Raw genomic sequence first — 21,870 nt, 5'->3', positions numbered from 1 at the left:
ACTTCGATGCTAGCCGTTCGCCCCGGCGCCGTCAGACTCCGCCGCGGCCGCGCGCAGCGAGGTCACCAGATCCTCGAAGAGGTCGTCGACGTGCTCGATACCCACCGACAGGCGGATCAGCCCCTCCGGGACCGTGGGAGGCTCGTCAGGGTACCGGGCACGGCGTTCTGCCAGGGACTCCACTCCCCCGAGGCTGGTGGCCGGGGTCCACACGCGCAGCCCGTCGACGACGGCGTCGGCCAGCGGGCCCGACTCCAGCTCCACGGTGAGCACCGCGCCGAAGCCGAGTCGGGGCCGGCCGTGCTCGTCCGGGTCAGTGCCCAGCTGCACGGCGGCGCGTTCGTGCTGGGGATGCGAGGTCAGGCTGGGATGACGCACCTGGCGGATTCCCGGTTCCCCGGCGCGCAGGAGCCCCTCCAGACGCCGGGCAAGCTCGGCGGCATTGCGTTCGGCCTGATCGAGCCGGACCGCCAGGGTCCGCACGCCGCGTAGGGCGAGGAAGACATCCAGCGCACCGGGGGTCGCTCCGTGGAGGGCTTGGTGCTCCTTCATCCTCCGGTGCAGATCGGGGTCACAGGTGATGGCCGCACCCATGATCAGATCAGAATGTCCGGAGAGGAACTTGGTCACCGAGTGGACGACGACGTCGGCGCCGTGCTTCAGCGGCTGCTGGCGCAGCGGAGTGGCGAAGGTGTTGTCCACCACGGTGAGCATGCCGCGCCGTCGGGCCTGGGCGATCAGCTCCGGCAGGTCCGCGACTTCCAGCATCGGATTGGTGGGCGATTCCAGCCACAGCATCACCTGCTGCTCCTGCGCCTGGGCGAGGGCGGCGACGTCGGAGAGGGTGGTGAGGACCTGCTCGGTGTGGGCGATGTCCACCCGGTGGACGGTGAGCATACCGCGCTCGGCCATCTGCTGGGTCAGGCCGCCGAGCCCCTTATAGCTGTGCCGCGGCAGGATGAGATGTGCTCCGAGCGGGAGCAGGTGCAGCGCGGCGGAGATCGCGGCCATGCCGGAGGAGAAGAGCACAGCGGGCTGCGGCGTCACCGTGGCCTCGTGGGCGGTGACGACCATCCCCTGTCCGGACCAGGTGCTGCGGGTGCCGCCTTCCAAGGCGGCCAGTACCTCCTCCAGTGGCTCCCAGGAGGGAAGGCCCTCGCGGGCGTATTCGTACCTCGACTCAGCGCCGCGGCGGTGCACGAACGTGGAGGTGAAGTCGACCGGACGGTTGACCGGGGCACCTGCGGGGCGGCCGCCGTCGGGGTCATGGGCGCCGCGGCCTGCGGAGACGAGGAACGTGCGTTCGTGGGTCATAGTGTTCAGCGTAGACGAGCCGCCCTGGAGCTCGGCCCCAGGGACGCACCACAGCAGGATCGCGGTGACGAGCCAGCACAGCACCGGCGGCACGGTGATGTCACAGGGTGCCGATAGGCTGGGGAACGTGGATACGGACATGCGCGAGCGCGGCCTGTTCCTCGTCTTCGAGGGCGGCGACGGCGCAGGCAAGACGACCCAGCTGGACCTGCTTGAGCAACGCCTGCACGCCGAGGGGCACCCGGTGGAGCGCACCCGTGAGCCGGGTGGCACTGACATCGGCGAGCGCATCCGCTCCCTGGTGCTGGAGCACGGGCAGGGTGACGTGGATTCCCGTACTGAGGCTCTGCTGTTCGCCGCCTCGCGTGCCGCTCACGTCACCCAACGGATCCTCCCCGCCCTGGCCGCCGGGCGCACCGTGCTCAGTGATCGCTTCGTGGACTCATCCATCGCCTACCAGGGCGTCGGACGGGGGCTCGGGGTCGAGGACGTCGCCGGCCTCAACGCCTGGGCCACGCAGGGCCTGCGCCCGGACCTCACTGTGCTGCTCGACGTCGATCCGGAGGTCTCCGCGGCCCGGCGTACCGCGCGCGGTGAGTCCGCAGACCGGATGGAATCTGCGGACTCCACCTTCCACCGGCGCCTGCGCCAGGCCTTCCTCGACCGCGCTTCAGTGGATCCAGCGAGCTATCTGGTGGTGGATGCGAGCAGACCGGCGGAGGAGATCCATGCCGCCGTCCTCGGCAGGCTCCGGGAGGTGCGGCCTTGACCCAGCAGACGGAGCGGGACCAGCAGACTTCACATGCTGAGGGCACGCACCCTTTAGGCCCACAAGCTGTGGGCCAACACGCTGAGCAGGGCACGCAGGCTCGGACCGGCGGGAGGATGCCGCCGGGCTTCGCCGAACTGGTCGGCCAAGACTCGGTGATCGAGGAGCTGCGCACGGCGGCCGCCGCTGAGACACCGTCACACGCTTGGCTGCTCACCGGACCTCCCGGCTCCGGCCGGTCCAATGCGGCGCGCGCTTTCGCCGCGGCGCTGAACTGCGAGTCCGAGGACGCCTGGTCTCGCGGCTGCGGCTCGTGCCGGTCCTGTCAGCTCGTGGCCGCAGGCTCCCACCCGTCTGTCACCCTGGTCTCCACGGAGAACGTCTCCTACCGGATCGAGGATGTCCGGGCTCTGGTCACCACGGCTCAGGACCGGCCCCAGGGCGCCAGATGGCAGGTCATCGTCGTCGAAGATGCCGACCGGATGACTGAGCGAGCCACCAATGTGCTGCTCAAATCCATCGAGGAGCCGCCCCCGCATACGGTGTGGGTGCTCTGCGCCCCCAGTCCGGCCGATGTGCTGGTCACGATCCGCTCGCGCTGCCGCCAGGTGAGCCTGCGCATTCCACCGACGGAGGACGTGGCGGAACTGCTGCGCGCACGTGATGGGCTTGACGCAGACCAGGCGGCCTTCGCGGCCCGTGTCGCGCAGAACCACATCGGTGTGGCACGGCGTCTGGCCCGTGATCCCGAGGCCCGCCGTCGTCGTGAGGAGGTGGTGAGCCTGCCGATGCGTGTGCGCAGCGCCTCCGATGCGGTGCAGGCGGCTGGTCGGCTCGTGGGGATGACGCAGGAGGACGCCGACGCAGCCGCCGAGATCCGGCTGGCTGAGGAACAGGCCTCATTGCGCCGCTCGCTGGGTGTGGAGCCGGAGGAGAAGGTGCCGCCGAAGCTGCGCAGCCAGTTCAAGCGGTTGGAGGAGGATCACACCCGCCGCGCCAAACGGGCCGTGGCCGATGCCCTGGACCGTTCCCTGATCGATCTGACCGCGGTGTTCCGTGATGTCCTGAGCCTGAAGCTCAACACGAAGGGCACACTGATCAATGAGCATCTGCGTGCGGAGATCACCGGGTATGCGGAGTCTGTCTCTGCGGAGCAGGCGCTGCAGTGCTTGGATGCGATCTCTGAGGCCCGCACACGGATCGGTCAGAATGTGCCGCCGCTGCTGGCGATGGAGGCCCTGATGACACGGTTCTTACCCGGCGGCCGGCCAGGAGCTCGGCGATGAGGGGCCGGTTGTGGGCAGCACTGTTCGCTGCGATGGCCCTGACTCTGACCGCCTGCGTACCGTCCGGTGAGGACTCCGACGCCGATGAGCAAGGCGGGCAGGAGCCGGCGGCCCCTTCAGAAGAGCTCGCCGCCTTTTATGAGCAGTCTCTGACCTGGGAGGACTGTGAGGGGTCTCTGCGCTGCACACATGTCGAGGTGCCGATGGACTACTCCGATCCCGAGGGCGAGACCTTGGAGATCGCGATGGTGGCCTCCCTCCCCGAGGATGAGACCGAGGGGACCGAGGACTCCGATGGCTCAGATGGCTCTGATGGGGACGTCGAATACCTGCTGACGAATCCCGGTGGGCCGGGAGAGTCCGGCTATGACCTCGTCGCCGAGATGAGCGACTATGTGTTCTCGGCCCCGCTCCAGGAGCACTACGGGATCATCGGATTCGACCTGCGCGGCGTCCACCGCTCGGCACCGGTGGAATGCTTCACCGATGAGCAGATGGACGACTACCGGGAGCAGACGGAGACTGTTGATGAGGCTGAGGAGCTCGCTGATGAGCTTGAGGCTGCGCGTGAGGCGGCCCGTCAGGTCGGCGAGGACTGCCTGGAACGCACCGGTGAGTCTCTGGAGTTCGTGGACACTGAATCGGCGGCTCGGGATATGGACGTCATCCGCGCGGCCCTGGGACAGGAGACCCTGCACTACATGGGCTTCTCCTACGGCACCCATCTGGGGATCACCTACGCGGAGCTCTTCGGCGACCGTGTGGGCCGGTTCGTCCTGGACGGGATGATGGACACCTCGATCGACGGTCAGCAGCTCAGTCTGGCGCAGGCCCGCGGTTTCGACGCCGCTTTCGAAGACTTCGCCCAGTGGTGCGCCGGCCGTGAGTCCTGCCCGGTGGAAGGTGAGGCCTCGGACGTCGTCGACGCCGTCCAGGAGCTCTTCGCTCAGGTCGCCCAGGAGCCGGTGGCGATGCCATCGGACCGCACGCTGAGCGTCAGCGTTCTCGTCGAAGGGTTCATCCTGCCGATGTATGACGCCCAGGGGTGGCCGCTGCTCGAGCAGGCGCTGACCGCCGCCGTCGACGAGCAGGACTTCACGATGTTCCAGGCCTGGGCCGATGCCTCAGCCGGGCGCGGGCCGGACGGCAGCTATGACTGGCAGAACTCCATGGCGTTCAACGCGGTGATGTGCCTGGACTTCCCTGCCTCTGCCGACGACGAACAGATCCAGGACGACCTCGAGACCATGGCGCAGGAGGCGCCGACCTTCGGGCCCTATTTCGGGCATTCGGGCATCCTCTGCGGGGAATGGCCGTTCGAGGCCAGCGGGGAGCCGGAGGAGCCGCAGCTGGACGGCGTCGAGGAGATCCTGTTCATCGGCACCAGTGGAGATCCGGCGACCCCGGTGCGATGGGCCGAGGATATGCATCAGATGGTGCCGGAGTCCTCGCTGCTGGTCTACGAGGGTGAGGGGCACATCGCCTACGCCGCCGGTGACGAGTGTGTCGAGGAGATCGTGCATGGCTATCTCCTCGACGGTGAGCTCTTCGAGGGGCGCACCGAGTGCTGACTGTGCAGTCCCGCCGGCGCCGGACCGGCGCCGGCACGCAGCACCGATGCTGCCCCGTACCGGTGGCCCCTGCCTCGGTGGTGAGGAGGTTCCCGTCATACCGGGGCGAGCATGGTGATAAGACTCACGCGAACTCCTCGGGCGGGATAGACTGGAGGTGCTCGGCGGAGGTCGCCTCCTCAACCGAAGTGGGGCGGCGTTTCCGCAACGGTCACTGCCCGCATAAGGAGGCCCTTATGACCAATGCCCCACACTCCAACCAGCAGGCCGACCTCGGTGTGCTCTTGGGATACGACGGATCACCGCACGCTCAGCTCGCTCTCGAATGGGCCGCACGGACAGCGTCCGCGCGGGGCAGCAAGCTGACGGTGATGACGGCCTACACAGTGCCCTACGTCGTCTCCGGTATGGCCTCGGAGGCTGTGGATCCGCATGCTGACAGCCCCTCCCGCCGTGGTGCGGAGACCACCCTCGACGATGCCCGCAAGCGGTTGAGGGACCACGATGGTGTGGTCGACTACCGACTCGAGTACGGTGACGCCTCGGGGGTGATGCTGGATCTGTCCTGGCGCGCAGAGCTCGCTGTGGTCGGCAGCCGCGGGCGCGGCGGCTTCGTCGGTCGACTGCTGGGTTCGGTGGCCTCGGCCATCCCGGCGCACTCGAAGTGCCCGACCGTCGTCGTCGCCACCGAGGATGACGTTCTGCCCTCAACGGATCTTCCGGTCATCGTCGGCGTGGACGGTTCCGATCACAGCCGCACCGCATGCTTGGCGGCCGCCGACGCAGCACAGAGCCTGGGTGCTGAGCTGCGGATCGTGATGGCGCTGCCGCCGCTCGACGGCGCACTGCTGTGGTACCCGGAGCTCTCGGCGCGGCGCGATGAGGTCCGCGACCGCTATTCCACGTTCTCTCAGGAACAGCTCGACGGGATCCTCGAGTGGCTGCGCGAGCAGCGTCCCCAGGTGCAGTTCAGCTCGACACTGGAGGACGGCACTCCGGCGCAGGTGATGCTGGAGGCGACGAAGAAGGCCCAGCTGACCGTCGTCGGCACCCGCGGACAAGGCGCAGTCAGCGGCACTCTGCTCGGTTCGGTCTCGCGCAGCGTGCTGCACCGTGCACAGGGCCCGGTGATGGTGGTCCATGAGGACGACTTGAGCGCCTGATCGGCTGGAGCTGCCCGGCAGAACCTGACCCGCGGAGTCTTCGATGGAGTCTCCGACACCGCCGTCGGACCCACGGTTGGACGCCGCCGTCGTGGGTTCGGCAGATATCTGAATGGGTATGCACAGCGTCGCCTCACTGGTTTTGACCGGTGAGGCGACGACTGCGTAGACTCGCTTTCTGCGCGCTCGGCGTGGGGTATGTCTTGCCCTGTGATCGAGGGGCGCAGAGGCCGCCTTAGCTCAGTCGGTAGAGCGATTCACTCGTAATGAATAGGTCGCCGGTTCGATTCCGGCAGGCGGCTCCGCACGGGCCTCTGACCAGTGAAGACTCTGGTCAGAGGCCTTTTTCGTGCGCTGGTCCGTATGCACAGGACCCGGGTGCAGAGCCCGTCCGCAGGGTCCAGCACACACCCGGCACCCTCCATCGAGGGAGAGAAACTGGTCCCGGACACCGGCGTGTCACAGCAACTCTTGCTCCCTCGATGGTCGGTTCAGACAGCCCCTCCATCGAAGGAGAGAACCTTGCGCCCGACGTCGGCGTGTCGGGGCGAAAATCTCTCCCTCGATGGGGCTGGCGGGATGGGCGGGGTGAGAGTCGAGTGGTCCTGGGGAGCCGAGGGCCGGCCTACCCGCCCGCCCAGCGGGTGGGGGTCACCTCACTTCGGGGCCATGCGGATCGCGCCGTCCAGGCGGATGGTCTCACCGTTGAGCATGCGGTTGCCCAGAATGTGCTCCACCAAGGCCGCGTACTCCTCCGGCTCCCCCATCCGGGAGGGGAACGGCACCTGAGCACCCAGCGAGTCCTGCGCCTCCTGAGGAAGACCAGCCATCATCGGAGTGCGGAAGATCCCCGGGGCGATGGTCATCACGCGGATGCCGTGGCGGGCCAGCTCCCGTGCGATCGGGAGGGTCATGGATGCCACCGCACCCTTGGAGGCCGAGTACGCCGCCTGACCGATCTGCCCGTCGAAGGCCGCCACCGACGCCGTGTTGACGATGACGCCGCGCTCGGCATCCTCGCTCGGCTCGTTCTCGGCCATCGCCTCAGCGGCCAACCGGATCACATTGAAGCTGCCGATGAGGTTGATGTCGACGACCTTCCGGAAGGCCTCCAGCTCATGCGGACCGGAGCGTCCGAGGATTTTCTGGGGAGTGGCGACGCCGGCGCAGTTGATCACACCAGAGAGCGGGCCCAGCTCCTGTGCCCGTGCGATCGCCGCAGACACCTGATCAGCATCGGTGACGTCGGTCTCCACCAGTTCCACCCCTTCCGGAGCCGGTCCTCGCAGATCGGCCACGACCACCCGAGCCCCGCGGGCCAACAGCGCCTTCGCGGTGGCCTCCCCCAGGCCCGAAGCACCTCCGGTGATCAGAAAACTGCGTTCAGCGATGTCCATTCTCGAATCCTCCATGACCTCATCGTCGGGTGGGCTGTTCGTCCGGTGGGTGTTCCCGTTCACCGAGACTAGCGCAGTCCTCGCCGGAGGCTGAGCGGAAGAACGCCACTCAGGTGACGAACACCTCGCGGGCCCACACTCCGAAGCCGGTGAGCGCCGCACCCCAGACCACTACCGCCACGACGTTCCACCAGAACGTGCGACGGCGCTCCAACCCGGCAGCCGCCATGATGAAGGCGGTCAGCGAGATGGCCATGAGTGTCGGGGCCAGCAGCGCAGCCACCGGAATGCCGAACCGGTTCGTCCGGTCCAGGACCTTCTGCTGCCGCAACGTCATCTCCTTGCCCTGACGCCGTGCGGCAACACGGGCCCCGAGCGGCACGGCGACGATCAGCGCCAGCACGTTCCCCACCACACCGGCCAGCAGAGCGAACGGCCAGGGGAAGCCGAACATCGCCCCCAGGAATCCCGCTATATAGCTCTCCAGAAAGGGGATGGCGCCGATGATCACCCCGCCCAACGCTTGGAAGATCACGGGAAGATCGAAGAACCACTCGAAGAAATCTGCCATGCCGTCAGCCTATTCTCCAGGCGGGTGCACGGCATCGGCCGATCGGGCGATCTGCCATCTCCACCAGACGACGGAGGGCCACGCTGCCGCGGGCTCCCCCGAGCAGAGCACTCATCCTGGGCTGCGCTGATACGGTGCCTTCATGGATCTGCGAGTCGGTGCCTATGCGGTGATCACTGAAGGCGCCAGAATTCTGCTGCCGCATCTCAACGACGCCGTCGGCGTCGGGTGGACCCTGCCCGGCGGCGGGCTCGACCCCGGCGAACACCCCGAGGACGCTGCTGTGCGAGAGGTGCTGGAGGAGACCGGCTACGACGTCGAGCTGACCTCGACACTGGGGGTCCGCAGTTTCGTCGTCCCCGGCGAGAAGCGCCGACGTGAGCAGGACATGGGCCGCGAGCTGCAGATCCTGCAGATCATCTACCGAGCACGGATCACCGGTGGGTCACTGCGCGTCGAGGCGGACGGCTCCACTGATGACGTCGCCTGGCATGACCTGCACGCTGTGGACACCCTGCCGCGGGTGTCGTTGGTCGATCACGCACGCCGCCTGGCCGGGCTTCCCGTCGACCCCGAGGCGTCTGCACCGCAGGGCACTGTCTGAGACGCACCGGCCCCGCCCGCCACAACCGACGCACGAAGCCCGCCCACGAGGCGAACCTTCACCGGCCGACCCGCACGGCCTCTGCGGCCCGCAGCATCTCAAAGACCCGCTGGGCCCGTCGGGATACCGCCTCGACCTCCGCAGCCCCCAGCCTGACCATCGCCGCGGCCTCAGCGGTGGTGGCCAGGTGGTTGGCCGCACGGGACAACCCGGCGTGCAGCTCGGCCGCCTCACCGGGGATCTGCATGCCCTCCCCCGGGTGGGCGGCGTGGGCCTCGTGGCAGAGGGCACGCACCGTCTCCAGCTCTGCGGCGAGACGGTCCCCCAGCAGTACCAGCCGATGGTGGACGGCGTCGTCGGCGATACCTTCGATGACCTGGTGGTACCGGTCCAGGCCGCGGACGTAGCGGTCGTGGACGCGCCGCCACAGCCCGTGGCCGAGTTCTTTGTCCAGACGCCGGGCTCGCCGTCGTGCGCCGATCAGCCGTCCGATCACGGTGTGATCAGCACCTTTCCGATGTGCGTGCCGGAGTCGAAGTGCGCGTAAGCGTCCGCGGCCTGCGCCAACGGGTACGTGGAGTCGATGGGCACACGGATCTCTCCGGCTGTGACCATCGGCCAGATCTCTGCGCCGACGGCGGAGATGATACGGGCTTTGGTGTCAGCATCACGGCTGCGCAGAGTCGTGGCGGTGATCCGCAGCCGTTTGGCGAGCATCCGCCCGAGGTCGGCCTCTGCACGGCGTCCGCCCTGCAGCCCGATGATCACGAGGCAGCCGTCGTCGCTCAAGCAACGCAGGTTCTGGTCCAGGTATTTCGCGCCTACGACGTCGAGGACGGCGTCGACCCCGCGGCCGCCGGTGATCTCCTCGACGCGTGCCGCGAAGTCCTCCGCCCGGTGATCGATGACATGCTCGGCGCCGAAGCCGCGGGCGATCTCGATCTTCTCCGGCCCGCCGACGGTGGTGATCACTGTGATCCCCCGCGTGGAGAGCATCTGAAGCGCGAAGCTGCCGATACCGCCGGTGCCCCCGTGAACCAGCACCGTCTGCCCCGCACTCACATGAGCCTCGCCGATGAGGTTGGAATGCACGGTGGCCGCAACCTCGATGATCCCCGCAGCGTCGACGACACTGACACCTGCAGGAACAGGCAGGACATGGCGGGCATCGACGGCCACTTTCTCCGCACAGCCTCCTCCAGCGAGCAGGGCCACCACGTCCGTGCCGACGAGCGCCTGGACCGCGTCATCACTGCCGGGGCCTGCGGCGACGACCCGGCCGGAGACCTCAAGGCCGGGGATATACGTCACGCCTTCAGGAGGCGGGTACACTCCGAGCCGCTGCATGACGTCAGCCCGGTTCAGACCCGCCGCTGCCACTTCGATCAGCACCTGCCCGGGCTCGGGACGCGGATCGGGGACGTCATTGACGGCGATGACCTCAACTCCGCCGGTACCTTCATACTGGACAGCTCGCATATTCCTCCGTCCGCTGGTGCGTGTCTCCCAGCCTAACGGGCGCCGGAACACCGCGATTCGACCGCAGACCCCGCCGAACACTCACCTCCCCACCCCGACACCGCCTGCTGAGTCGATCACCTGGCGACTGCTCGCGTATAGTCATCACCTGGAGTCTTTCGCCGGCGGCACTCGGAGGCAGTTCAACGGGTGCCGGTGGAAAGGTTCAGGAGCGCTGTCCGAGCGGCCGAAGGAGCCGGTCTTGAAAACCGGTGTGCGGTAACCCCGTACCGTGGGTTCGAATCCCACGCGCTCCGCTGATGTCCTGAGTCGCGGCATCGTTGACAAACGGTGTCGCGGCTCAGTTTTTTGTGCGTGGGTTCGCTGGCGGGCCGGGTGGGGTTTGTTCTGCTGGTGGTGTGTGGGTTTGCGGGAGCTTGGTCAAGCCTGCGGGAGCTCACCTGCGTCGGCCCCGCCGGAGAGGTTTCAGACGACGGGGCCGACGTTCTCGGAACCCGGTGAGCAGAGACCCTACTCCACCTGGCTCCACCTCTATTTTACTCCCGGGCCCATCACACCGACCTACTGAAATCGGGGGTCACTTTGCAGTCATGAACCGGGGATTTTCTCCGGGGAGCGGCCCTTTCGGTGACTGAAACAGGGACGTGGATTCAGCAGACCCGGGTCACTGAGCCCGTCACAGCACTGAGGACCCCACCCGGCGATATACCGGACGGGGCCCTCAGATCATTTACCAGATCTCTGTGCCGCCAGAGTGCTTCGCGCCAGAACCCTGGCCTACGGCGCTCTGTGCTGAGTTTTCAGCCTCAGCTGGTTCCTCAGCCGCGACGCCCTGCGATGATGCTCCACAGGAAGGAGACGAGTACGCCTCCTCCGATCGCGGCGATCCAGGTGCCCAGGTCGAAGAACTGCTCATTGACACTGGCGCCGAACACTGATGAGGCGATGAACCCGCCCAGAAGTGCACCGAGGATACCGGTGAGCATAGTGACGATGATTCCGCCGGGGGCGTTCGGGCCGATAGCCCGGGCGATGGCACCGGCGGCCAATCCCAAGACGATCCATGCGATGATTCCCATTGTTCCTCCTCTGATCAAGGGTCGTGACGGCTCAACACTAGTCCTCCCCGACCCCGAAACAAGGCATTTGCAAGCCTCTGACCTGCGAATTCTCGTGATCACTGCGAGATCCGCATCACGTGGAGGCAGAATGGGTCCATGCGCAGATCACGACGTAGACCTCTGACCACTCTTGACGGCACCACCGCGGTCATCACCGGCGCGGGAAGCGGGGTCGGCCGTCTGCTGGCGCTGGGGCTGGCCGCACGCGGGGCGAAGATCGCCGTCTGGGATCTCGACGGCGAGGCCGCTGAGCGGACCGCCGCAGAGATCAGAGGTACCGACGGCGTCGCCGAAGCGTTCCGCTGTGACGTCTCGGACCGCGCCGACGTCGCCGCAGTCGCCGAGCAGACCCAGCGCGCTCTGGGGCCGGTGGGCATCCTGATCAACAACGCCGGCGTGGTCTCCGGCTCTCGGTTCGAGGACACCACGGCAGAACAGGTCCAGCGCACCTTCGGCGTCAACGCCCTGGCCCTGTTCTGGACCGTCCAGGCGCTCCTCCCCGAGATGCGCCGCCGCGACCGCGGGATGATCGTGAACATCGCCAGCGCGGCCGGGATCGTCGGGGTGGCGCGGCAGACTGACTATGCCGCCTCGAAGTTCGCCGCCGTCGGGTTCACCGAGTCCCTTCGCGCGGAGCTGCGTGCCGAGGACTCCGGTGTTCAGACCATGATCGTCTGCCCCTATTACATCTCCACCGGCATGTTCGACGGGGTGACCACCCGGTTCCCCGCCCTGCTTCCCATCACCGCCCCGGAGGACGCCGCTGAGAAGATTCTGCGCGGCATCGACGCCGGGCGGGCGCGGGTGGTCTTTCCGCCGGCAGTGCTCTCCACCTACGCGTTCCGGCTCCTGCCGGTCCCGGTGGCCGAGCGGGCGATGGATATCCTCGGCGTCAACCGCGGGATGGAGGGATTCCGCGGGCGCCAGCCGCAGCAGGGCACCGGGGTCAGGCAGGACCAGGAGCAGATGGGGTCACCACGTGGCCACACCCGCTGAGACGGCACCACCATCCGTCCCGCTGCGAGATGCGGCCTCGGTGGTGCTCATCCGTGACGGCGCCGCCGCCCCGGAGGCCTTCACACTCACCCGCGCCTCCACTATGGCTTTCTCCGCCGGAGCGACCGTGTTCCCCGGTGGTGGGGTCGACGACGCCGACACTCTGGAGGACTCCTTCTTCACCGACGTCGATCTCACCGGCTGGGCACGGGCCTTCGGCGACGGGGAAGAGACCGTGCGACGCCTGCTGGTGGCCGCCGTCCGGGAGACCTTCGAAGAGTGCGGTGTGCTGCTGGCGCGGGCTGAGCACGGCGGGTTCGCCGATCCGCAGGCCTTTGAGGCACACCGGTGCGCCTTGGAGGCTCACGAGCTCAGCATGAGCTCTTTCCTCACCGAGTCCGGGCTTCGGCCTGATTTCTCCCTGCTGCGCCCGCTGGCGCGCTGGGTCACCCCGGAAGATCAGCCGCGACGCTATGACACCCGGTTCTTCCTTGCGCGCCTGCCGCAGAACCAAGAGGCGGCACATACCACCGGTGAAGCGGTGGCGGCTGACTGGATGAGCCCGCATCAGGCCTTCGAACTGTTCCGCAACGGGCGCACAGACCTCATGCCGCCGACCTGGTCCCAGTTCCGGGAGCTGGGCAGGTTCGCCAGTGCGGCAGCGGCGATGGCCCCTGGAGTCGGCCAGCCGGTCCCCCAGGTTCGGCCGGTGACGGTGCCGGGCTCACAGCCGCGGAAGGTCCGCTTCCCCCACGATGCCGACTACTACGCGGACTCCCCCGCCCACCGTGGGCTCACTCCTGGTTCTTGAACACGACCAGGAACTTATGGGCTTCCTCGCGGGTCAGCGGGGAATGGGCGGCCAGCAGCTCGGAGGCCTGTTCCAGCTGGTCGTCGCGGAGCAGCGCGTAGAGCTGGTCATGCACCCAAGGCTCGAGGTCCTCGTGGGAGAGGCTGATCTTCTCCTCACCGCGCTGGACCTCCAGGTGGAAACCGCCGAGGTCCTGCTGCGGACTCTGCATCCATTCCTCGGGCACCGTGAGTTCGGCGTCGTGATCGAAGCCGGATTCCTCCATGAGCCGCCGGGCGGCGTCATCGACGTCTTCTGGAGTCTCTGAGCTGGGCGCGCCGGCTGAGTTCTCATCGGGCTGTGAGCCGCCGGTGCTTCCGGCCGGCTCGGCCGCCGTCGGCTGAGCATCGTGTGATTCGGCGCCTTCTGACTCAGAGACCCCGTCGATGACGTCCTCGACGTATTCGTCCTGCACACCCTCGTGCCGGGATGAGCCGCTCACCGCAGAATCCGAGGCAGAGGGCTCTTCCTCAGCTGCGTCCTCGGGGCCGAGGGGGTCCTCGTCGTCGCGGTGCTCGCCTGTCTGCGCTGCGGCGATGCCGTCGATGCTGGGCGATGACGTCGTCTCGTCCTGTAAGTGCAGTTCGGAGGGGGTCGGCTGCGGGTAGGCGTGCAGCGCCTGCACTGCGATGATGCAGTCCTGGATCTTCGCTCCGGTGGCCTGGCGGAACAGGGCCAGCGCCCGGCGCCCGTCATCGGCGGCGATCGCCTGGTAGACGTCCTTGTGCTGCTCATCGGTCAGCGTCTTCGCGGCCATCCGCGCGTTCTCCGGGGTGACCGCATCTTTCAGCCGCTCATTCATGCGCTGTGCCTGGCGCTGCATCAGCGCGCGCACCAGGAGGAACAGCAGGACTCCGACAGCGGCAACGACGAGAAACTCCACGCGCCATAGTCTAGTGGACCAGCCGTAGTCAGTCCCGCGGCAGCGCGACGGCGGCCAAGGCGGTGGCCACCGCGACCAGGCCCAGCACCATCCCCACAGTGCCCGGCCAACCCGCCAACGCCAAGAATGTCCCGCCGAGGAATCCGAAGATCGAGGAGCCCGCGTAGTAGCCCAGGTTGTACAGTGACGCCGACTGCGCCCGTCCGCCGACCGCCCGGACGCCCGCCCATCCGGCAGCGACCGAATGGGCACCGAAGAACCCGGCGGTGAAGACCACCGTTCCGGCGACGATGGCGAGCAGGTGCGGCACCAGGGTCAGCGCGACCCCGGCGAACATGACCCCGGATGACCCCAGCAGCACCTGCTTGCGGGAGTAGCGGGCAGCGAGTCTCCCGGCCCGCGGCGAGGACCAGGTCCCGGCGAGATAGGCCAGGAAGACGAAGGAGACCAGCCACAGCGGCAGCCCGAACGGTTCACCGGCGAGGTGGAACCCCACGTAGTTATACATGGCCACGAACCCGCCCATCAGCAGAAATCCCTGCAGATAGATGATCCACAGCTCTTTGACGCGCAGGTTCGCGGTCAGGGCCGTCACAGCGGCCCGCATCCGGAACGGGCTCGGAGCGAACCCTTGGGCCCGCGGAGCCCATCGCAGAAATGCCGCCACACAGCCCACCGCCAGCGCGGTGACGGCGAGGATCCCGTACTCCCATCCGAGCTGTTCACCGACCGGGGCAGCGATGAGCCGACCGGAGAGTCCCCCGACCGTCGTTCCGGAGACGAAGGTTCCGGCAGCCACTACCGAGGCTCGGGGGTGTACCTCTTCGGAGAGGTAGGCCACCGCCAAGGCCGGGACTCCGCCGAGCATGAACCCTTCGATGCCGCGCATGATCAGTGCGAGTTCGAAGCTGGGCATCGCCACTGAGGCCAGGGCGAAGAGACAGGCGAGCGAGACTGCGGCCACCATAGCGGGCTTTCGGCCCCGCACATCACCGATATAGGACCACGGGATGACACCGATGGCGAGTCCCAGAGTCGCCGCGGAGATCATCAGGGCCGCGGCGTCAGCACTGACCTGTTGGTCGGCGGCGATCAGCGGCAGCAGTCCCTGCGGAGAATACAGCTGCGCGAAGGTGGCCACTCCGATGAAGAACAGGGCGACGAGCAGTCGACGGTATGCCGGGGAGCCGGGCTGCAGTCCACCGCTGTCAGGGGTGGGGGCGGCGTCCTCAGTCATCACCGTTCAGCCTACGCCCCGGGCTGGACGATCCGTCCGACCCGCTGGCCGAACGTGGGACCGGTGTCCCTGCCCGGTACCGCCGTAAGCTGACGCTATGTCAGATTCCGTTGAGCCTGCTCGTGCCACATCTACCGGCACCTCGAATCTGCCTCGCGCCGCACTCATCATTCCCGTCTACAACACTGGTGCGGTGCTGCGCGAGACGCTGGACTCCGCGCAGGCTCAGACGTACCCGAACCTGGTGATCGTCGTCGTCGACGACGGCTCCACAGATCCTCTCACGTGCCAGCTGCTCGATGAGCTCACTGACAGCGTCACCTCCCACCGAGCAGACGGCACTGATCTGGTGCTCTTGCGGCAGCCCAATCGGGGGCTCTCCGCTGCCCGTAATACTGGCTTTGCCGCTGCGCAGGGCCAGGGCGCCGAGTTCGTGATGCCGTTGGACAGTGATGACCTCATCGGTGAGCGGTACGTAGCACGTGCCGTGGAGGTCATGCTGACAGACCCCGAGATCGCCGTGGTCTATGCACGGGCAGAGCTGTTCGGTGCAGCCTCGGGTGAATGGCAGCTTCCGGAGTTCGACTGGTCCACATTCCTGGTGCACAACCTCATCTACTGCAGCGCTCTGTTCCGCGCCGCAGACTGGATCGAAGCCGGGGGCTTCGACGAGAGGATGCGCGTGGGCCGAGAGGACCACGACTTCCTGTTGAAGGTCCTCGGCCGCGGTGGGCGGGTGCACCAGTTGAAGACGGTCGAGTTCTTCTACCGCATCCGCCCGGACTCGATGAACGCCACATTGGCGCAGAGCCGCAGCGACCTCATCGACGTCCACTCTCGGATCTTCCGAAACAACCTCTCAACCTATGAAGCTCATGCTGAGGACCTGTTCAGGTTCATCTTCGACCAGCATGATCAGATCCGTGACCTCCAGCACCGGTATGCCGCACTGGAGCGTATGCGCACCAGTCACCCGCGCCTCGTGGCCTGGGCAAAAAGCCTGCGCGGCGCGGCCCGTCGAGTGCTGAGGCGCTGAGGGTGACGTCCTGGTCTGGGCGGATCACCGCGTCCCTGGCCTACGATGTTGACCGTGACTATCGATCTCTGCGCTTCTTTCAAGGCCTATGACGTCCGCGGCCTGGTCGGTGAGACCATCACCGTGGACACCGTCCGAGCGGTCGGCGCCGCCTTCGTGGACGTGCTCGGGCTGGCTGGGCATCAGGTGCTCGTCGGCGGTGACATGCGCCCGTCCTCACCGGGGTTCGTCGAGGCCTTCACTGACGGGGCCAGGACGCGCGGGGCCGACGTCGTCGACATCGGGCTCATCTCGACTGACATGCTCTACTTCGCCTGCGGGACCCGTCAGGCGCCGGGCGTGGTGTTCACCGCCAGCCATAATCCGGCCGAATACAACGGGATGAAGATGGCCCGGGCCGGTGCGGTGCCGATCTCCGGGGACACCGGCCTGGCGGAGATCCGCGATGCCGCGCAGGCGTACCTGGAGGCGGGAGCCGCGCAGATCCCGGCCGCTGAGCGCCGCGGGGAGCTCGAGCAGGTGGACCTGCTGGGTGCCTATGCGCAGTATCTGCGCCGGTTGGTCGACCTCAGCGGTATCCGCCCGCTGAAGGTCGTCGTCGATGCGGCGAACGGGATGTCCGGGCTGACCACCCCGGCCGTGCTGGGTGAGGAGATCCTTGAGGCGCTGCCCCTGGAGCTGGTGCCGATGTACTTCGAGCTCGACGGCACGTTCCCGAACCATCCGGCGAACCCGCTGGAACCGGAGAATCTGCGGGATCTGCAGGCGGCAGTGCGTGAACACGGTGCCGATATCGGCCTGGCCTTCGACGGCGACGCCGACCGTTGCTTCGTCGTCGACGAACGCGGCGAACCGGTCTCTCCCTCCGCGGTGACCGCTCTGGTCGCTCGGCGGGAGATCGCCCGGGCCCGTGCTGAGGGTGAGGAGACTCCGGTCATCATCCACAACCTGATCACCTCCCGTGCGGTGCCGGAGCTGGTGGCGCGCGAGGCAGGACGTGCCGTGGAGACCCGGGTGGGTCATTCCTATATCAAGGCGGTGATGGCGGAGGAGTCGGCCGTCTTCGGCGGGGAGCACTCGGCTCACTACTACTTCCGGGACTTCTTCAACGCGGACACCGGGATGCTGGCGGCGATGCATGTGCTGGCCGCCCTGGGCACTCAGGAGCTGCCGTTGTCCGAGCTAGCAGCCGAGTACAACCCCTACGTGGCCTCGGGCGAGATCAATTCGCAGGTGGAGGACAAGGACGCCGCCATCGCACAGGTGGTGGAGGTCTTCCACCCTGAGGCCCCTGAGCTCCTGGCGGGCCAGGGCGCGGCGGGGACACAGGTGGGGCGGATGGATGGGACCACCATCTCCGCAGCGGACGGCACCTGGTGGTTCAACCTGCGGCCGTCGAATACGGAGCCGTTCCTGCGCTTCAACGGCGAAGCCCGGGACCAGGCCACGATGGAGGCGCTGCGGGACCGGGTGCTGGGGCTGGTGCGAGGCAGCTGACCTGAGCGGTCTCACTGCCCCGAGGCGACTGTCCACCGTATGTCATAGCCCCCTGCAGAAACCGGAGCTCAGAGAGCTCTGATCCCCGCAGGGGGCTATGACATATGGATCACTCGGGCTGAGGTGCCATGCGCCAGCACCCCAGCACAGCTCAGGCAGTGGAGGTCTTCACGCGCCGGCGCAGCTCGTCGAGTTCGGCGACGATGGAATCCGGCAGCGAGTCCCCGAACCGGGCGAACCAGTTCTCGATGTCGGCCAGCTCCTCTGCCCATTCCTGACCGTCGACCTTCAGCGCGTCGTGGAGATCCGCCTCAGTGATGTCCAGGCCGGTGGTGTCCAGCGCCTCAGGGGTAGGGGTGAACCCGATAGGAGTCTCCTGCGCCTCCGCGGTGCCCTCGATCCGCTCGACGACCCACTTCAGGACACGGGAGTTCTCGGCAAAACCGGGCCAGGCGAAGCCGCCGTCGCGGTTACGGCGGAACCAGTTGACCAGGAAGATCTTGGGCAGCTTGTCTGCCTCGGCCTCCCCCGAGACCCGGACCCAGTGGTTGAGGTAGTCGCCGGCGTCGTAGCCGATGAACGGGAGCATGGCCATCGGATCCCGACGGACCTGACCCACTGCCCCCTCGGCGGCGGCCGTGGTTGCCGAGGACAGAGTGGCACCGAAGAAGATTCCGTGGTTCCAGTCGCGGGACTCGGTGACCAGCGGGACGGTGGTCTTACGACGACCACCGAAGAGGATCGCATCGAGCTTGACCCCGTCCGGGGCGAAGTACTCCTCGGCAAGCATGTCGGTCTGGTCGATCGGGGTGCAGAACCGGGCGTTGGGGTGCGCTGCGGGAGCCTCGGAATCCGGTGTCCAGTCCTGGCCGCGCCAGTCGACGAGGTGCTCCGGAGTCTCCGGGGTCATCCCTTCCCACCACACGCCGCCGTCGTCGGTGAGCGCGCAGTTGGTGAAGATGGAGTTGCCCTTGGCGATAGCACGCATGGCATTGGCATTGGTGTGCCATCCGGTACCCGGGGCGACGCCGAAGTAACCGGCCTCCGGATTGACCACGCGGAACTCGCCCTCCTTACCGGGGCGAATCCAGGTGATGTCATCACCGAGAGTCTCGGCGGTCCATCCTTCAAGGGTGGGATCGATCAGCGCGAGGTTGGTCTTGCCGCAGGCCGAGGGGAACGCCCCAGAGATGTAGTAGCTCTTCCCCTGCGGACTGGTGAGCTTGAGGATGAGCATGTGCTCGGCGAGCCAGCCTTCGTCGCGGGCCATCACCGAGGCGATGCGCAGCGCGTAGCACTTCTTGCCGAGCAGAGCGTTGCCGCCGTAACCGGAGCCGTAGGACCAGATCTCACGGGTCTCGGGGAAGTGGACGATGTATTTCTCGTCGTTGCAGGGCCAGGGGACATCCTGCTGGCCAGGCGCCAGAGGTGCGCCCACAGAGTGCACTGCGGGAACAAAGAAGGCGCCGAGCTCGTCGATCTTCTTCAACACGTCAGTGCCGATGCGGGCCATGATGCGCATCGAAGCCACCACATAGGCGGAATCGGTGATCTCGACCCCGAACTTCGGGTCCTCGGCGTCAAGGTGGCCCATCACGAAGGGGATCACATACATGGTGCGGCCGCGCATACAGCCGTCGAATACCCCCTGCAGGGTCTCGCGCATCTCGGACGGTTCACACCAGTTGTTGGTGAATCCGGCGTCGCGTTCCTGCTCCGAGCAGATGAACGTGCGCGACTCCACACGGGCGACGTCGGCCGGGTCGGAGAAGGCGGCGAAGGAGTTGGGGAAGTCTGGGCTGGTCAGTCGGGTCAGCGTGCCGGCCTCGACGAGCTCGTCGGTGAGCTGCCGGTGCTCCTCTTCGCTGCCGTCCACCCAGTGGATCTTCTCGGGCGTGGTCAGTTCGGCGATCTCGGCGACGAAGCGGAGCAGGCGCTCGTTCTTCGTCGGGGCATTGCCCGCGATGTCCGCACCGGGCTCCATTGCGACGGTGGTGGCCATTCTTTCCCTCCATTGGGCGACTCAGATGATGCACGCTCCCCCAGTGTTGCCCGCGAGCGGACCGGCAACGGCTCGACATTGAACCGTCACGGGCGACGTCCACCTCATCGTGGCCGCCGCACTCTGCCAAGCAGAGAGGAGACATGTACCTCAACTGTAGCGTTCATCCTGCGCTCGCGTGCGCTGGAGTCTCACACTCTGACCAGCGTGTGAGGCACATCTCATACCGGAGGGGAGGCTGTGGAAGCCATCAGTCGATTTGGCCCACCGCGCCGCGCACGTGTAATGTAGACGGAGTCGAAAGCGCCGATGGCACTTTCTGCGACAACTCAAGATGCGCCTATAGCTCAGCTGGATAGAGCGTCGGTCTACGGAACCGAAGGTCTGGGGTTCGAATCCCTATGGGCGCACTCATCAGAAATTAAGCCTCGATCCCTGGAATGATAGGGATCGAGGCTTTTTCTATATCGCGCGGCAAGTAGCTCACAGGGGCCTACTAGTGACTTGACAAGGAACTTTGCACCGACTTTTACTGGCTGCACATGAGCACCTACACGGTCACTGCCCATCACTGGCTCGGCTGACGAGACCCACGGTTCCGCCTGAGAGTCTGCAGGCAACTTCTGCACGCGCAGCTCTCGACAGGGGAAACTCACGTCGAGAGGATTCCGAGGCGCAGTCACGACACAAGACACCACGGGGCGGCCTCCCCAGCGGGAAGGCCGCCCCGTCGTTGTGCTGTCACGGATTCCGGACCGCCGTATGCGGCAGCCCGGACCAGGCTCAGTTCTTGCCGTCGCCCTTGAGGCCCTCGACTGCCCCCTTGACTGAGTCCTTCGCGTCTTCGACCTTGTCCTTGATCTTGTCGCCGAAGTCCTTGGCGTCGGCCTTGCCCTGATCGACCTTGCCCTCGGTCTCGCGCTCCTTGTCGCCGGTGACCTTACCGACAGTCTCCTTGGCCTGGCCGCCGAGCTTGTCAGTGGCGTTGTCGAACTTGTCTGCTGCGCCCATGGTTCCTCCGTTGTCGTTGGCGAAGAGGAGGGGACGCTGCCCCACCCTCAGTCCTTCCGACCCTACTGCATCAGAGCCTCCGAAACGCCGCTGACCTGGGAATCGCGGATTCATCCTCACCGCTGGCGGAGCAGGGTCAAGAGCCGATCAATGCCCGGACCACCCTGACGGCGGCCAGACCGTGACGAAGACTCTTCCCACGACGTCCTCACGGTCGACGAAACGGGCGCACCCGTCCTCTGCCTCATCCGAGCCGAGCCCTCGGCATCCTATGACCGAATCCGCCGAGTTAGAACGATGGTCACCCAACACCAGCAGCTGATCCTCTGGCACAGTGACCGGCCCGAAGCAGCGCATGGACACAGGCTGGCTCTCGCAGTCCTCCTCACCGGGAGTGAACGGCAGGTCCTGGTAGATATAGGGCTCCTCGAGAGGTTCTCCATCGACGGTGATACGGCCCTCGTCGTCGCAGCACTCGATCTCCTCACCGGGCAGCCCGATGACACGCTTGACAAGGGCCTGTTCATTGGACGGGCCCAAGCTCGTCATATCTCCGAAGGCCCTCACGGCATCTCCCAACCGCGATGGTTCAGGACTGGGTAAGTCACCTTCCCAGGCGGCATCCGCGTTGAAGACAACGATGTCCTGACGCCCCGGCATCTCGTCCGAGGAATACGCCGTGCGATCAGCCAGCATCCGATCCCCCACTTCCAAGGTGGTCTCCATCGAGCCCGAAGGCACTGCATATACCTTCACCCAGAAATGCTGAATCACCGAGAGCACCACGAGTGCCACCAGCATGTTGAGCAGCAGACTCACCGCGAAGGGCAGCCGACGACGAGCGCCGTCCCGGTTGCCCTTATCTTCACGCTCTCGACGACGCTCCCGACGAGTACCGGCCTCAGACGTTCGGGCCGTGTATCCGGCGTCGCGGCGAGGAGAGTCGGGTTCCACACGACTGCTCGACCCCTCAGTCACTTCGGACCTCCTCACCGCGCCTCAGTGACGCGTGTTCATTAGCTGAGCTTCGGCTGCGTTTCGGTGACGGAACACGTCCGAGCATACGCGTCACCTGCACCGCCT

The 21,870-nt window shown here is 66.7% G+C and carries 20 protein-coding genes and 3 tRNA genes; 12 read left to right on the top strand and 11 right to left on the bottom strand.

The window, feature by feature from the left end; all coding sequences use genetic code 11:
• Positions 1–9: 9 nt before the first annotated feature.
• The gene (locus tag RIL96_RS04215) at positions 10–1,314 is read right to left on the bottom strand and encodes a trans-sulfuration enzyme family protein (protein ID WP_310547758.1); all 1,305 of its coding nucleotides are present in this window, start codon (positions 1,312–1,314) and stop codon (positions 10–12) included.
• A 64-nt stretch (positions 1,315–1,378) separates the two neighbouring features.
• Here RIL96_RS04215 and tmk point away from each other — a divergent pair, with 64 nt between their 5' ends.
• From tmk to RIL96_RS04190, 5 genes are all read left to right on the top strand, one after another.
• The gene (gene tmk, locus RIL96_RS04210) at positions 1,379–2,083 is read left to right on the top strand and encodes a dTMP kinase (RefSeq protein ID WP_310547757.1); all 705 of its coding nucleotides are present in this window, start codon (positions 1,379–1,381) and stop codon (positions 2,081–2,083) included.
• Positions 2,080–3,369, top strand: coding sequence for a DNA polymerase III subunit delta' (locus tag RIL96_RS04205; RefSeq protein ID WP_310547756.1), 1,290 nt, complete (start codon positions 2,080–2,082; stop codon positions 3,367–3,369). Before tmk ends, RIL96_RS04205 begins: the two co-directional genes overlap by 4 nt.
• Positions 3,366–4,940, top strand: coding sequence for an alpha/beta hydrolase (locus RIL96_RS04200; protein ID WP_310547755.1), 1,575 nt, complete (start codon positions 3,366–3,368; stop codon positions 4,938–4,940). The genes RIL96_RS04205 and RIL96_RS04200 overlap by 4 nt, the downstream gene beginning before the upstream one ends.
• A 236-nt stretch (positions 4,941–5,176) precedes the next feature.
• Positions 5,177–6,103: a universal stress protein gene (locus RIL96_RS04195; RefSeq protein WP_310547754.1), complete on the top strand. Its 927-nt coding sequence runs from the start codon at positions 5,177–5,179 to the stop codon at positions 6,101–6,103.
• A 229-nt stretch (positions 6,104–6,332) separates the two neighbouring features.
• Positions 6,333–6,405 (top strand) — tRNA-Thr (locus RIL96_RS04190).
• A gap of 354 nt (positions 6,406–6,759) precedes the next feature.
• On the opposite strand, the gene RIL96_RS04185 is transcribed toward RIL96_RS04190, so the two are convergent.
• Positions 6,760–7,500 carry a 3-hydroxyacyl-CoA dehydrogenase gene (locus tag RIL96_RS04185; RefSeq protein WP_310547914.1) on the bottom strand — a complete coding sequence of 247 codons (741 nt, stop codon included), beginning with the start codon at positions 7,498–7,500 and terminating at the stop codon, positions 6,760–6,762.
• A gap of 109 nt (positions 7,501–7,609) precedes the next feature.
• Entirely contained in the window at positions 7,610–8,071 is a 462-nt protein-coding gene (locus RIL96_RS04180) for a hypothetical protein (RefSeq protein WP_310547753.1), read from the bottom strand.
• Positions 8,072–8,213: 142 nt separating this feature from the next.
• On the opposite strand from RIL96_RS04180, the gene RIL96_RS04175 reads away from it, so the two are divergent.
• Entirely contained in the window at positions 8,214–8,675 is a 462-nt protein-coding gene (locus RIL96_RS04175) for an NUDIX hydrolase (RefSeq protein ID WP_310547752.1), read from the top strand.
• A gap of 58 nt (positions 8,676–8,733) precedes the next feature.
• On the opposite strand, the gene RIL96_RS04170 is transcribed toward RIL96_RS04175, so the two are convergent.
• Both RIL96_RS04170 and RIL96_RS04165 read right to left on the bottom strand, forming a co-directional pair.
• On the bottom strand, positions 8,734–9,171 hold the full coding sequence (locus RIL96_RS04170) for a hypothetical protein (RefSeq protein WP_310547751.1): 438 nt from the start codon (positions 9,169–9,171) through the stop codon (positions 8,734–8,736).
• Positions 9,168–10,154 (bottom strand): NAD(P)H-quinone oxidoreductase, encoded by a 987-nt coding sequence (locus RIL96_RS04165; protein ID WP_310547750.1) that lies wholly within the window; start codon positions 10,152–10,154, stop codon positions 9,168–9,170. Before RIL96_RS04165 ends, RIL96_RS04170 begins: the two co-directional genes overlap by 4 nt.
• Positions 10,155–10,362: 208 nt before the next feature.
• Here RIL96_RS04165 and RIL96_RS04160 point away from each other — a divergent pair.
• Positions 10,363–10,450, top strand: a tRNA-Ser gene (locus RIL96_RS04160).
• Between the two features lie 522 nt (positions 10,451–10,972).
• On the opposite strand, the gene RIL96_RS04155 is transcribed toward RIL96_RS04160, so the two are convergent.
• A complete protein-coding gene (locus RIL96_RS04155) occupies positions 10,973–11,233 on the bottom strand; it encodes a GlsB/YeaQ/YmgE family stress response membrane protein (RefSeq protein WP_310547749.1) in 261 nt (86 codons plus the stop codon).
• A gap of 138 nt (positions 11,234–11,371) precedes the next feature.
• Between RIL96_RS04155 and RIL96_RS04150 the strand changes: the two genes are divergently transcribed.
• Positions 11,372–12,271, top strand: a complete 900-nt coding sequence (locus RIL96_RS04150; RefSeq protein ID WP_310547748.1) for an SDR family oxidoreductase — start codon at positions 11,372–11,374, stop codon at positions 12,269–12,271.
• On the top strand, positions 12,255–13,082 hold the full coding sequence (locus RIL96_RS04145; protein ID WP_310547747.1) for an NUDIX hydrolase: 828 nt from the start codon (positions 12,255–12,257) through the stop codon (positions 13,080–13,082). Before RIL96_RS04150 ends, RIL96_RS04145 begins: the two co-directional genes overlap by 17 nt.
• Here RIL96_RS04145 and RIL96_RS04140 read toward each other — a convergent pair.
• Positions 13,066–14,004, bottom strand: a complete 939-nt coding sequence (locus RIL96_RS04140; protein WP_310547746.1) for an ICP22 family protein — start codon at positions 14,002–14,004, stop codon at positions 13,066–13,068. The two genes, RIL96_RS04145 and RIL96_RS04140, sit on opposite strands and share 17 nt — an antisense overlap.
• 28 nt (positions 14,005–14,032) lie before the next feature.
• Positions 14,033–15,241, bottom strand: coding sequence for an MFS transporter (locus tag RIL96_RS04135; RefSeq protein ID WP_310547745.1), 1,209 nt, complete (start codon positions 15,239–15,241; stop codon positions 14,033–14,035).
• 97 nt (positions 15,242–15,338) lie between these two features.
• Between RIL96_RS04135 and RIL96_RS04130 the strand changes: the two genes are divergently transcribed.
• Positions 15,339–16,277, top strand: coding sequence for a glycosyltransferase family 2 protein (locus RIL96_RS04130; protein ID WP_310547744.1), 939 nt, complete (start codon positions 15,339–15,341; stop codon positions 16,275–16,277).
• 45 nt (positions 16,278–16,322) lie between these two features.
• Positions 16,323–17,774, top strand: a complete 1,452-nt coding sequence (locus tag RIL96_RS04125) for a phosphomannomutase/phosphoglucomutase (RefSeq protein WP_310547743.1) — start codon at positions 16,323–16,325, stop codon at positions 17,772–17,774.
• Between the two features lie 151 nt (positions 17,775–17,925).
• Here the strand turns inward: RIL96_RS04125 and RIL96_RS04120 are convergent, their stop codons facing one another.
• Entirely contained in the window at positions 17,926–19,758 is a 1,833-nt protein-coding gene (locus tag RIL96_RS04120; protein ID WP_374761849.1) for a phosphoenolpyruvate carboxykinase (GTP), read from the bottom strand.
• A gap of 354 nt (positions 19,759–20,112) precedes the next feature.
• Here RIL96_RS04120 and RIL96_RS04115 point away from each other — a divergent pair.
• Positions 20,113–20,186: transfer RNA gene (locus tag RIL96_RS04115), tRNA-Arg, on the top strand.
• Between the two features lie 373 nt (positions 20,187–20,559).
• On the opposite strand, the gene RIL96_RS04110 is transcribed toward RIL96_RS04115, so the two are convergent.
• Entirely contained in the window at positions 20,560–20,832 is a 273-nt protein-coding gene (locus tag RIL96_RS04110; RefSeq protein WP_310547741.1) for a CsbD family protein, read from the bottom strand.
• Between the two features lie 102 nt (positions 20,833–20,934).
• On the bottom strand, positions 20,935–21,765 hold the full coding sequence (gene lepB, locus RIL96_RS04105) for a signal peptidase I (RefSeq protein ID WP_310547740.1): 831 nt from the start codon (positions 21,763–21,765) through the stop codon (positions 20,935–20,937).
• Positions 21,766–21,870 lie beyond the last annotated feature (105 nt).

This window comes from Nesterenkonia aerolata (genome assembly GCF_031470965.1).
GTDB lineage: Bacteria > Actinomycetota > Actinomycetes > Actinomycetales > Micrococcaceae > Nesterenkonia > Nesterenkonia aerolata.
Note: the sequence above shows the minus strand (reverse complement) of the source record. Positions and strands in the feature narration are given on the sequence as shown.